General features: G+C 48.6%; 11 protein-coding genes. 5 read left to right on the forward strand and 6 right to left on the reverse strand.

The annotated features are described in order from the left end of the window. Positions 1–252 precede the first annotated feature (252 nt). The 3 genes from pyk (at position 253) to crr (ending at position 3,510) form a co-directional block, all read left to right on the forward strand. On the forward strand, positions 253–1,689 hold the full coding sequence (pyk, locus tag NX720_RS19305) for a pyruvate kinase (protein ID WP_262596800.1): 1,437 nt from the start codon (positions 253–255) through the stop codon (positions 1,687–1,689). Between the two features lie 143 nt (positions 1,690–1,832). Next, positions 1,833–2,813 (forward strand): 6-phosphofructokinase, encoded by a 981-nt coding sequence (gene pfkA / locus NX720_RS19310; protein WP_404831009.1) that lies wholly within the window; start codon positions 1,833–1,835, stop codon positions 2,811–2,813. Positions 2,814–3,003: 190 nt separating this feature from the next. Beyond that, positions 3,004–3,510, forward strand: a complete 507-nt coding sequence (gene crr, locus NX720_RS19315) for a PTS glucose transporter subunit IIA (RefSeq protein WP_262596802.1) — start codon at positions 3,004–3,006, stop codon at positions 3,508–3,510. A 138-nt stretch (positions 3,511–3,648) separates the two neighbouring features. Here crr and NX720_RS19320 read toward each other — a convergent pair whose 3' ends face one another. Further along, positions 3,649–4,542, reverse strand: a complete 894-nt coding sequence (locus tag NX720_RS19320) for a hypothetical protein (protein ID WP_262596803.1) — start codon at positions 4,540–4,542, stop codon at positions 3,649–3,651. Between the two features lie 234 nt (positions 4,543–4,776). Between NX720_RS19320 and NX720_RS19325 the strand changes: the two genes are divergently transcribed. Both NX720_RS19325 and NX720_RS19330 read left to right on the forward strand, forming a co-directional pair. Then, positions 4,777–5,586: a hypothetical protein gene (locus NX720_RS19325; RefSeq protein ID WP_262596804.1), complete on the forward strand. Its 810-nt coding sequence runs from the start codon at positions 4,777–4,779 to the stop codon at positions 5,584–5,586. A 94-nt stretch (positions 5,587–5,680) separates the two neighbouring features. Further along, positions 5,681–6,400, forward strand: coding sequence for a copper homeostasis protein CutC (locus tag NX720_RS19330; RefSeq protein WP_262596806.1), 720 nt, complete (start codon positions 5,681–5,683; stop codon positions 6,398–6,400). 65 nt (positions 6,401–6,465) lie between these two features. On the opposite strand, the gene ptsG is transcribed toward NX720_RS19330, so the two are convergent. The 5 genes from ptsG to NX720_RS19355 all read right to left on the reverse strand — a co-directional run bounded on the left by ptsG (position 6,466) and on the right by NX720_RS19355 (position 11,730). Continuing rightward, positions 6,466–7,896, reverse strand: a complete 1,431-nt coding sequence (gene ptsG / locus NX720_RS19335; protein ID WP_262596808.1) for a PTS glucose transporter subunit IIBC — start codon at positions 7,894–7,896, stop codon at positions 6,466–6,468. A 204-nt stretch (positions 7,897–8,100) separates the two neighbouring features. Continuing rightward, positions 8,101–8,874 carry a chitin disaccharide deacetylase gene (gene chbG / locus NX720_RS19340; RefSeq protein WP_262596810.1) on the reverse strand — a complete coding sequence of 258 codons (774 nt, stop codon included), beginning with the start codon at positions 8,872–8,874 and terminating at the stop codon, positions 8,101–8,103. A gap of 67 nt (positions 8,875–8,941) precedes the next feature. After that, the gene (locus NX720_RS19345) at positions 8,942–10,246 is read right to left on the reverse strand and encodes a 6-phospho-beta-glucosidase (protein ID WP_262596812.1); all 1,305 of its coding nucleotides are present in this window, start codon (positions 10,244–10,246) and stop codon (positions 8,942–8,944) included. A gap of 133 nt (positions 10,247–10,379) precedes the next feature. Beyond that, positions 10,380–11,384 carry a LacI family DNA-binding transcriptional regulator gene (locus NX720_RS19350; protein WP_262596813.1) on the reverse strand — a complete coding sequence of 335 codons (1,005 nt, stop codon included), beginning with the start codon at positions 11,382–11,384 and terminating at the stop codon, positions 10,380–10,382. Positions 11,385–11,415: 31 nt separating this feature from the next. Then, positions 11,416–11,730 (reverse strand): PTS lactose/cellobiose transporter subunit IIA, encoded by a 315-nt coding sequence (locus tag NX720_RS19355; RefSeq protein ID WP_262596815.1) that lies wholly within the window; start codon positions 11,728–11,730, stop codon positions 11,416–11,418. Positions 11,731–11,812: the final 82 nt, after the last annotated feature.

Consider the following 11,812-nt stretch of genomic DNA (forward strand, 5'->3'; position numbering starts at 1 on the left):
CCGCTTATGCTTATGCTTATGTTGTTGTGGAATAAGTGTAGGGGAATAAGCAGTAGTAAAAAGAAGACAGTGCTCGTTTTACCAGAGTGGCTCTGTAATGACTATACTGTCTCGGGCTGACTCCTGAGGAGATTGTCTTCTTTTTTCTGTTGTTTGACGTACCGTTTATTCATCATGAACCAGAAGTGAGCCATTCCAGTACAAATTACCAAACAGGCGGCCAGGATACCGGTCAAACTTGAGGGGGATAACATGCTCAGACGCACGAAAATCGTTGCCACACTCGGTCCTGCTACTCAGACCGATGAGCAGTTAACAAAGCTGATAAAGGCTGGTGTTAATGTTGTCCGCCTGAACTTTTCACACGGTGATGCTGAAGACCACCGAACCCGCGCCGGGCAGGTTCGTACCATTTCTACCCGCCTTGGGCGCAGTGTCGCCATACTGGGTGACCTTCAGGGGCCCAAAATACGTATAGGCCGGTTCCAGAATGGCAAAATCAATTTGCCTGACGGGGCTGAATTTGTGCTGGATGCAGAGCTACCCATTGATGCCGGCGATGAAACCCAGGTCGGTCTTGCTTACAAAGACTTGCCCAATGACTGCAAGGTGGGCGATGTGCTATTGCTTGACGACGGTCGTTTAAGTCTGCAAGTGGTTAAGATTGATGGCTCACGTATCGTGACCACCATTCTGGAGGGTGGTGAGCTGTCGAATAATAAGGGTATCAACCTTGCCGGTGGCGGTTTGTCGGCAGACGCCCTGACCGATAAGGACAAGGATGATATCAGGCTGGCAGCCGATATTGGTGTTGATTACCTGGCGGTATCCTTTGTCCGTAGCCCGGACGATATACATCTTGCCCGCAAGCTGATGCGACAGGCGGGAGGCAGCGCTTCTGTTCTGTCCAAGATTGAACGAGCCGAAGTCGTTTCTGATCCGAAATTACTCGAAGCGGTTATACGTGCATCCGATGCCGTGATGGTGGCCCGGGGTGATCTGGGGGTTGAGATAGGAGACGCAGAGTTGATTGGTGTTCAGAAGAACATGATCAATGAGGCACGCCGTCTGAATCGCCCGGTAATCACTGCAACGCAGATGATGGAGTCCATGATCCACAATACTCAACCGACCCGTGCGGAAGTATTTGATGTGGCCAATGCGGTGCTGGATGGCACTGATGCCGTGATGCTATCCGGTGAAACGGCGATGGGGAAGCGTCCCCATGAAGTGGTTAAGGCAATGGCTCGTATTTGTGCCGGTGCTGAGAAAAATCCTGAACTGATTGCCAGGGTTGACCGTGCGGAAGTGGGCAGTTTTGAAGAAACGGACGAAGCCATAGCGCTTGCAGCCACCTATGCAGCGAACAATCTGGGGGTCAAGGCCATTGTTTGCCTGACCAAGTCCGGCGCAACACCGTTGTGGGTGTCTCGCATTAACACCGAGTTGCCTATTATTGCCCTGACCCGGTACAAAACCACCGAGCGTCGTGTCGCTTTATACCGGGGCGTTGAGGCTGTCGCTTTCGACAGTGGCACCAGGTACGGTCCTGAAGTTAATGACCGTGCGATTAAAGAACTGAAGAAGCGTGGTTTGCTGGAGCCAGACGATCGTATCATTCTCACCAAAGGTGAGTGTGAAGAGGTTGAAGGAGGCACCGATACCATGCAAATCATTACCGTTAAATAAATCTGTCGCATTGAAAGCGCAATGAGTCATCTTCACATCGATTCCGGAAGAGGCTTTTTTCGACCGGTTTTTTGACTGGGTTGCAGTGCGATTTTTAATGCAAGTTTCAGACAAGTTTCAAGACTAGGGAGACGAACAGAGCCATGGCAGAGATGAAAAAGATTGGCGTTCTGACTTCGGGTGGCGATGCTCCGGGTATGAACGCAGCCATTCGTTCCGTTGTACGCAGCTGCATTTACTTTGGCGTACAGCCAGTAGTAATTCATGAAGGCTATAAAGGTCTGATTGAAAATAACCTGGAAGAGGCTAATGCCCGCTCCGTTGCCAACATTATTAACCAGGGGGGGACCTTCCTGAAATCTGCCCGTTGTGCAGAGTTTCGTACCCCGGAAGGTCGTGCCAAAGCGTTTGAAAATGCTAAAGCCGCGGGACTGGACGGACTGGTTGTTATTGGTGGTGATGGCTCCTTTACCGGTGCCATGCTGATGGAAGAAGAGCATGGCCTGCCTTGCGTTGGTGTGCCGGGTACTATCGACAACGATATCTTTGGTACTGACTTTACCATCGGTTACGACACCGCTCTGAATACAGCGGTTGAAGCCATCGATAAAATTCGTGACACGGCAACGTCTCACAACCGTCTGTTCCTGATCGAAGTGATGGGACGTGATGCTGGTTTTATCGCCCTGAACAGTGGTATTGCAGCCGGTGCTGAAGAGATTCTGATTCCGGAAGAAGATCACTCTGTAGAAAAGCTGATGGATTGCCTGGAAAACAGCAGTCGTGCCGGCAAGACTTCCAGCATCGTGGTTGTCTCTGAAGGTGAAAAGATTGGCGGTGTGGTAGAGCTGGGGCGTGCAGTGGAAGAAAGCTTCCCGGAGTACGAAGTGAAGGTCACTGTACTGGGGCACATTCAGCGTGGTGGTAAGCCAACCTGTGCAGACCGGGTACTGGCCAGTCGTCTGGGTGTTGCAGCTGTTGAGAAACTGATTGAAGGGGTCAGTGGCGTAATGGTTGGTATTCGTGACCAGACAGTCGTGACGACGCCTTTGAAAGAAGCCATCAGCAAGCATAACGCCATTGATGATGTCCTGCTGAGAGTTGCAGATATTGTCACTGTCTGATAAATAGAGAACTATTAAAAAAATGCCTCGCTCCAGCGGGGCGTTTTTTTGTTAATGGTGCACAATGGCGTATAGAAGTGCATAGGAGCCTGTCGGACGCTTAAGTCCGACAGGCTCCTAGCCATTAATTGACAGAAGCGGTCATTAACCGTCTAAAATCCAATCATCTTGTATATGTAGGATAAGTAGTATGGGCCTGTTTGATTCAATCAAGAAAAGCATGGGTCTCGGTGGCGATGAAGGCACTGTGATCAAGTCACCCCTGACGGGTGAGATAGTGGCTATCGAAGAAGTGCCGGACGCGGTATTTTCTGAGAAAGTGGTGGGTGACGGCATCGCTATCAACCCAACGGGCAACAAAATGGTTGCTCCCTGTGACGGTGAAATTGGCAAGATTTTCGAAACCAACCATGCATTCAGTATGGCGACTCCATCCGGGGTTGAGCTGTTCGTACACTTCGGTATCGACACTGTTGAACTGAAAGGTGAAGGTTTTAAGCGTATCGCTTCTGAAGGTCAGACCGTTAAAGCGGGTGACACGATCATCGAAGTGGACCTGGAGTTTATGAAAGCGAATGCCAAGAGTGTAATCACTCCAGTGGTGATCTCCAACATGGACGACGTAGAGTCTCTGGAAAAGTCTTCCGGTTCCGTGACTGAAGGCGCTGACGACCTGCTGGTTGTTAAAATGAAGTAATACTGGCTGTATTTGTTCTCGTAGCTCCCGGAACCGTTCCGGGAGCTACCTTTCTCAGGTTTAAACCGACTCAAATCAAAAAGGCTCTTTGAGGTTTTAGCAGGCAGAGGTAGCAGTGTGCCTCTGCAGGTCTTGGGTTTATGGACTTTTCGTCGAGATGAGTTCCTTGATTTTTTTCCCGGGGATGGTTCTGTAAAATGTACTTAATTGGCCAGCGCTGTAATTAGTTGGGAGTCTTATTGACACTCCGATTAAACGTTTATCACCATTTACACCTGATAACAAATAAATTGCTTTGTGTTCGGCTGCTGGTATTTCTTTTAATTTAGAATCTTCATCGGGTAATAAGTTCTCTGCATTGCTAATGAGTGCTTTATAGTTATCATCTTGTGAAAAATATTGAGTAGTATAAACCTTATGATCCATTGCATTTATGTGAAAGGATTTATTTTCTTTTAAAAAGTCAAAATAAAAAAACATATTTTCATATTGGTTTCTGACCCGCTTTGCCAGAGTTGTAGCTTGACTGTCTTTTGGCTCAGAGACCAAGTCTGAACCTCTGGGTAATTCATTATCGTTATTGCACTTTTGGTCAGAATTCAGGCAGTCAGGATCAATGGCTTTATGGTGGTAGGTAAAAATATAAACAGCATCGACACTATAGTATTTAGTAGGTTGATCAAAAAGATAACTACCAGGATACAAATCATACAAACTAAAAATACCATCAAGTCCATTTTTTTTTCTTTTATTCAGTTCTTTATGAAAAACATCTAAATTATTATTAATTACTAGTGTTGTATTTCCGGTATCTGTATTTTTGTCAAACGCCAGTATATCCTTTCCAAGGACATATAGTGTCGACTCATAGTCTTTTGGTAGAGACTCTTCGTTACGTAATGTAAAAGTTTCTATAAACTCCTTAAGATCTGATTGAGTTTGAGCAGTCTTTTTTACATCAGGACTAAAGAAATACATAAATGCGAGTACCACAGGTACGACTATTTTAGTTGTTGTGACTTCGAACATCATTATTATTCACCATTCATTAACTGCCGTTAGAATTTTTGACTTTATAACAGTTAATTGGTTCAAAAAGTTAAGTAGTGCAATCGTTCAGGCACTGTTCAGAATCCTTATTCCGTTATTGTTGAGTCTTGTCAGTACTGCTAACCTCTTTGTCAATGATAAACGGTCGTTCCTGATCTACTCTTTCGCCCAGCTTATCTGCTCTCGTTAAATAGCACTCAATGGACTGGAACTCGTATGAAAGGATTACTTCTATTACCCCTTATACTTTTGCACTTGTTAATTGTTCCTGCCCGGGCTGCTATACCTGTTAAGCGCGGTTCAGTACCCGTTCAGGAGACCTCACAGGATACAGGAGTAAGTGCTGAAGAGGCGCGGCAGGCTGAAATTGATGGTCTTATCCGGAAGCTGGCTGCAATGGGGGTTGATCTGAAGCGTCCGGTGGATAAAGACCCTTCTCCTCCTTCCGGCTCACAGGCGAAAAACCCTCTCTATACAAAAAAATCGGTTAGAACAATGAGTCTTGGTGACTTGCTGGATTACCAGGATCAGCTCCGTGCACGTCTGGCAAAACTGGAAGATAAAGAACGTAAAGCCAAAGAAAAGGACAGGCTTCAGGAAAAACTCCGGGAAGAAAGAGCCGGGAAAGGTCAGGCAGATAAACGACATGCCACTCGTCAACTGAGGGAAGTCGAAGCCGAATTGGGTGATATTCTGATACGCCGGGCTATGAAGGGAGTGGGTAAAATGGTGCCTGTTCCTAAATTTTCAGAGTATGAAAAAGAACAGGCTGAGCACTCTTCTGGTCATACGGATTCAGAGGGTAAGGGTCAAGGCTATTCCAATGAAGGCTACTTCAATGAAGAGCGTCCGGATCATGAGTATATTGATTACGAAATCGATGCCCCGGTTGCTATAACCGGCAAGCCTGCTAAAAAAATTCGTATAAAGGCAAGAAGGGGTGTTATGGAGTTGCACCAGCAGATTCAGGATTTGAATCAGGTATTGATTGATGATGCAAAGCGTTTGATTGGCAAACCTTTTTAAAGGCTGGTTTTCGCTGTTAGCTGTTAGTTGATGGTTGTACGTAAAAGCCCCGGGTATTTATGATGGCTACCATCCTTACAGTGGAGTTCATGTCATGTTGCGAGAAGTAGAGATAGAAGTTTGTATTAACAGTGCCAACGTGGACTATGTCAGAAGGGCAGCTGCGGCAGCAGAGCAGGGCGGTGCCAGTCGTATTGAGCTGTGCGCGGCGATGGATCAGGACGGTCTGACTCCCGCCATTGACCCTATAAAAGCTGCCAGACAGGCATTCAGACCTGAAGGGTTGATGGTTATGGTTCGCCCCCGTGCAGGGAATTTTTATTACAGCCTGGAAGAGAGCGATACTATGGTCAGTCAGATTGAAATGGCAGCCCAGGCTGGCGCTGACGGTGTTGTCTTTGGGGGATTGAGAGCCAGGGATAATGCCATTGATGAAGGGCTGTTGCAGCGGTTGCTGGATACGGCCAGGGGTCTGAAACTGACGACCACATTTCATCGTGCTTTTGATGCAACCCATGACCCGGAGATGTCGTTGGCTGTATTGATGCAGTTCGGTGTTGACCGGGTATTGACCAGTGGTACACGTTGGGGCTCCGGTGAAACCGCCGAGCAGGGTGTGTCAACGCTGAACAGTCTTATTGCTCAGGCAGGCAAGCGTATTGAAATTGTGGTTGGAGGTGGTTTATCACCGGACAATAGTCGTTCATTAATGGGAAAATTGCTGCCGTCCAGTGGGAAGGTTAGCCTGCATGCTTATAGTGGTGTTCTTCATAATGGCGAAGTGTCGTCTGAGCGAGTTCGGGCGATGGTATGAGAGCAAGGTTGCTGACCAGTACTCCGTAGAGTGTTTGAGTGTTGGTCAGCAGCCGTCATAACAAACTACATCGATTTTATGGCTTCCTGCATTTCAGTTCGTATGTTGTCTGACTGGGGGCCGAAAATCGCCTGCATATTTTTACCTACGACCACGACGGCAGTTGCTCCCAGCGCTTTAATGCGATCCTGATCCACATCATCCGCTTTGTTAACCGTGACCCTTAATCGTGTAATACAGGCATCAAGGTTTTTAATATTGCCTTTGCCGCCAAACGCCTCGACCAGGTTTCTGGCCAGCTCAGGGGTTACTTCGACCTTACCCCGACGGGTTTCTTCCTCCCGTCCGGGCGTTTTCAAATCTAATGCCAGAATAGCAAGTCGAAACACGCTGTAGTAGACCGCCGCATAAATCAGTCCCAGTCCGATAATCCAGGCGGGTCTGGTGGCAATGGTGTAGTAAAGGACATAGTCAATCATTCCGTTGGAGAATGACATGGCCATTTTGATATCAAGATAATTGGTGATGGCAAAAGCCAGACCCGCCAGCAGAGCATGAATACCATACAAAACTGGAGCAACAAACAGGAAGGAGAACTCAATGGGTTCTGTAATACCGGTCAGTAAGGAAGTCAGTGCGGCAGAAATCATGATGCCGCCCACGGCATTGCGGTTCTGTGGTTTTGCACAATGCCACATGGCAATGGCTGCGGCAGGCAAACCAAACATCTTGAACAGGTAGCCACCGGCAAGGAAGCCGGCTGTAGGGTCACCAGCGAAGAAGCGGGCAATATCACCGTTGTAGACATTGCCAGTAGCGTCGACGAATTGCCCCATTTCTATTTGGAAAGGGACGTTCCATATATGGTGCAGACCAAAGGGAACCAGCGCACGCTCAATAAAGCCATAGATAAAACCGGCCAAAACCGGATTTTCGGTGACGGACCAGTTTGAGAACGCGTCAATGCCTTCCTGGATCGGAGGCCAGACGAAGCTCAATAGAACCCCAAGAACAACTGCGCACAGCGCCGTGATGATGGGGACAAATCGTTTTCCGGCAAAGAAGCCAAGGTATTCCGGCAGCTGGATTTTGTAATATCGGTTAAACATGATGGAAGCCAGCATGCCAACCAGGATGCCGCCAAACACGCCGGTATCGATGGCGTCTACTCCCATGATCACACTGGGCTCAACGCCCAGCTCCTGAGCCATGACACCCATGGTGCCGAGCATGACAACATAGCCAACGACAGCGGCCACCGAGGCGACACCGTCATTTTCTGACAGTCCGATGGCAGTACCAATTGCAAATATAATGGGCAAATTACCAAAAACCATTCCACCGGCCTGGGCCATAACGCTGGACATCAGATCTGGAATGAATGAAAAACCGGCACTGCCTACGCCCAGTAGTATGCCTGCTACAGGCAGTACGGCTACGGGCAACATCAGTGCTCGACCAATTTTCTGGAATGTGCCGAACACGGTTTTAACCATGGGGAAGAACTCCAGGAAGATTCTGCGAAATTGCAGCGTAAGAATCGTTAATCAGAGGGTGGATTAACGCTGCAAATGAAGAAGGAAAACTCTGGAAGCATAGACTATATGTGTGACTCGGCAATCATATTCTTGATATATGATTGAGTGTCGTCCGCCCGGAAGGTAGTGAGACTCTTACTCCCGGGGTGCAAAAGAAGGAAATTACAGGTTTGTCAGTTTACTGATTTCTTTGTAGTCGGTTAGCTCAATACCCCTGCTGGTCAGGTTTTGCTGAAGCTCTGCTGAGGTAAGAATGTCAAGCTCTTTGACTCGCGCCTCTGTGTAAGAACTGGCTTCCATCAACCCCTGGTCGATATAAGCGGGGTGGCACATCACTTCAAGAATGGCATTGTGCCCCCGTTCCGCCAGCTCTTTATCCACAATGTCCAGTAGCATTTGCAGGCTTACTTTGCCATAAAAGCGATCGGTGAAACGGTAGGTGTACCGCGCTGTTTCTGTGGCTATTTCTGTCACCTGGGAAGCGTCCACTGTCCGGTAGGGAATACCGTACTCTTTGGATAGTTTGCTGATCACTGGCAGGGCGATGGGATGGCCGTAGCAGTGATGGTGGCTATCAAAATGAGTGGGTGTTAGTCCCAGTTTCAGGAAGTGCTCAATCTGGGCACGGAATTCACGCTCTATTTCTTTGGGGCAAAGGCTGTCGCTGTCGTAGAAACTGAGTTGGTCGAGAAACCGTCCGGATGCATCGGTAAGGGTTTCAGGATTATCACACATTGGTTTGCCTGCGGTCAGGCGTAGATGGATACCGATAGACAGTTGTGGATTGGCTTTTGCCAGCTCAACTCCGTGATCTTCTCCCGGCATTCCAACCATCATGGTGGTGGAGCGAACAGCGCCACGTTTGAAAGCGTCGACAATACCGTGATTGACCCCCGGACTCAGGCCAAAATCATCTGCATTAATAATGAGTTTCATTGTTTTTCCTGATACCGGGCAGTCAGGAGTCTGCCCGGGATAACTTTTTCTCTATTGGAACGGTTCTCTATTGGAACTGAGGCAGGTAATCGGCATTCTGCTCAAGAATGTCATCCAGAATAAGCTTTGCTACCTTTGCACTGGGTATCAGGGGGTTAGCTACCAGAGCCTGTAACGCCAGACCATAGTCCCCTTTCACAGCCGCTTCGATGGCTTGCTGTTCGTAGGCTTTCACGCTGCTGGCCAGGGCTATCTGGTTATCAGGCAATGCGCCCTGGGTAATTGGATGAGCGCCGGAGCTGTCAATGACCGCGCTGATCTCTACCACAGCATCATCAGGCAGGTTGCTGATGGCACCGTTATTGACGGTATTCACAACGTTAATGGTACTGGTGTCATTGTAAAGTGCGTCGACCAGTTTGAGAGAAACATCGGAGTAGTAAGCGCCGCCCCGTTGTTCCAGCTGCTTCGGTTTTTCAGCCAGCTCTGGATTCTGATAAAGCTTGAACAGTTCCTGCTCGGTTTTCTGTACGACTTCAGCCCGTGTGCCAGTGCTGGTCGCTGATTCCAGCTCTTCCGCCAGCATTTCATCCTGCATATAAAAGTACCGGTGGTAAGGGCAGGGAACCACGCCAAGTGATTGCAGGAATGCCGGATCCCAGGGCGACTCATGGATATTGTTCATATTCATGTGTGCACCGTCGCAGAGCATATCAATAACCTTGTCTGTAACATCCTTGCCATCCAGTCGAATATTGCTCATCCAGACCAGGTGGTTGAGTCCGGCAAAGTTGACTTTTACCCGATCAACAGAAGCCCCAAGGGCTTCTGCGGTTTGATGGTGCATATTAATAGGCACGTTACACAATCCCAGAGCTTTAATGCTGGAGTATTTGCTTACGGCCTCGGTGACCATGCCTGCGGGGTTGGTAAAGTTGATCAGCCAGGCGTCCGGTGCCAGCTCTTCCATATCTTTGCAGATATCAAGAATCACCGGAATGGTGCGCAGGGCTTTGGCAAAGCCGCCAGGTCCTGTTGTTTCCTGACCAATGACTTTGTGTTTCAGAGGGATGCGTTCGTCTCTCGCCCGTGCTTCCAGCCCTCCGACCCGTAGCTGAGTCATCACGAAGCTGGCACCCTGAATAGCGTCTCTGCGATCAAGGGTATGGCGCACTTCAATATCCAGTCCGGACCGGGCCACCATTCGCTGTGCCAGTCCGGTGACGATTTCCAGTTTTTCCCTTCCTGTCTCAACATCAACCAGGTCAATCCGGGTGACGGGCAGACGGTCAATTCGATTGATAATCCCTTCAATCAGTTCGGGTGTGTAACTGCTTCCCCCGCCGATAACAGCTAGTTTTAATGATTTCATTGGCTCACCTGTAGTTTGCTTGGTTGACAGTCACTGCTAACAGAGATGTCGTTAGTCGTTTTTGTGCCGCGCGCATCCGGTTACAGGTCAACAGTCGTAAGAGTGGTCGACTCTCCTGAGTGTCTGACCTGGGTTATAGGGGTGGTTTAACAGATTTTCTGATTCTCAGCTCACCTTCAAAGCGTTGTCGGGCTGGCTTACTAAAACCATCAATGCGCATCTGGTTCATCAGCAGGTTGCCCGCAACACTGGCCATTTCTGTAATCGGGAAGTGCAGGGCGGATACATGAGGCGTCAGGAATGTACACAGATCAACACTGTCGTAACTGATCAGGGAAATGTCATCCGGAACTTTAATATCCAGTTCCCGCAGGGCGTCCATACAACCGACAGCCATCTCTTCACTGCAGACATAGACGGCGGTGACCGTTTTTCCTGTGGACAATATCTGTTTCATGCCGCGATAACCGGAATCACGGTCGTAATCGCCTTCTGTTACCAGTTCCATATCCAGCGGAATATTTTTTTCGCTGAGTTTATTGACATACCCCTGAAAGCGCTGGTGGGCATTGTCTTTGAATAATTTGCCTGCCAGGCAGGCGATATGGCTATGGCCCTGATCTATCAGCTCTTGAACCGCTTGTTCACTGGCAGCTATATGATCAAAGGTGACGCAGCGATCGGCCAGTTCTTCGATGTAGCGATCCAGCAGAACAAAGGGAGGCATTTTATCTGCCATTTTGATCAGTTCTTCATCACTCAGGTAACGTAAATGCAATAACAGACCGTCACAGCGCATATTCATCAGATGCTCAAGGGCGGCTCGTTCACATTCGGCTGAATGTTTGCCCTGGGTGACGATCATTGTTTTGCCTGCGGCATCAACAACCTGCTGTACCTGGGCCATCAGGTCGCCAAAAAAGCCACCTCGAAAAGAAGACACCATTAAACCAATTATGTTGGAGGTATTGGAGGCCAGTGATTGCGCAACCGGGTTTGGTCGGTAATCAAGCGCTTTAATGGCGGCATTTACCCGCTCCCTGGTGCTTTCTGTTACCTGTCCAGTGTTGTTCAGTACCCTGGAGACCGTGGCTCGCGATACCTGTGCATGGTCTGCAACGTCTTTTATAGTGGCCATAGTTGGTTTGCCTTAAAGTGGAAACACAACATTATCCCTGTTGTGCAAGCCTTCTGTGAAGAGTGATCAGTTCTGTGACCATTTCCTGTGCAAGCATGGAGGTCATCAGATGATCCTGTGCATGAACCATGACCAGTGTCATAGGTGTTTTTCCTGTTCCCTGGTCCTGTTCGATCAGCTGGGTTTGCACCTTGTGTGCCCCTTTGGCCGCTTCTGCTGATTCGCTCATCAGGGTTTCCGCACCGTCAAAGTCACCTTCCTTTGCTTTAGCCAGCGCTTCGTAGGCAAAGCTTCTGGCCTGTCCGGAATTGATGATGATTTCCATCACGGCAGATTCAAGGTCCATAGCGCAACTCCAATATTTTCGACGTTTATCTATTCGGGAATAAGGTTCAGTGTACAACGCTTCCGGTTTTTTTGAAACCGGT

Origin of the sequence: Endozoicomonas euniceicola (assembly GCF_025562755.1) — a bacterium.
Lineage (GTDB): Bacteria > Pseudomonadota > Gammaproteobacteria > Pseudomonadales > Endozoicomonadaceae > Endozoicomonas_A > Endozoicomonas_A euniceicola.

Coding starts and splice junctions, on each gene's coding strand:
- pyk (WP_262596800.1), top strand. CDS start 253: ATGCTCAGACGCACGAAAATCGTTGCCACACTCGGTCCTGCTACTCAG.
- pfkA (WP_404831009.1), top strand. CDS start 1,833: ATGGCAGAGATGAAAAAGATTGGCGTTCTGACTTCGGGTGGCGATGCT.
- crr (WP_262596802.1), top strand. CDS start 3,004: ATGGGCCTGTTTGATTCAATCAAGAAAAGCATGGGTCTCGGTGGCGAT.
- NX720_RS19320 (WP_262596803.1), bottom strand. CDS start 4,542: ATGATGTTCGAAGTCACAACAACTAAAATAGTCGTACCTGTGGTACTC.
- NX720_RS19325 (WP_262596804.1), top strand. CDS start 4,777: ATGAAAGGATTACTTCTATTACCCCTTATACTTTTGCACTTGTTAATT.
- NX720_RS19330 (WP_262596806.1), top strand. CDS start 5,681: ATGTTGCGAGAAGTAGAGATAGAAGTTTGTATTAACAGTGCCAACGTG.
- ptsG (WP_262596808.1), bottom strand. CDS start 7,896: ATGGTTAAAACCGTGTTCGGCACATTCCAGAAAATTGGTCGAGCACTG.
- chbG (WP_262596810.1), bottom strand. CDS start 8,874: ATGAAACTCATTATTAATGCAGATGATTTTGGCCTGAGTCCGGGGGTC.
- NX720_RS19345 (WP_262596812.1), bottom strand. CDS start 10,246: ATGAAATCATTAAAACTAGCTGTTATCGGCGGGGGAAGCAGTTACACA.
- NX720_RS19350 (WP_262596813.1), bottom strand. CDS start 11,384: ATGGCCACTATAAAAGACGTTGCAGACCATGCACAGGTATCGCGAGCC.
- NX720_RS19355 (WP_262596815.1), bottom strand. CDS start 11,730: ATGGACCTTGAATCTGCCGTGATGGAAATCATCATCAATTCCGGACAG.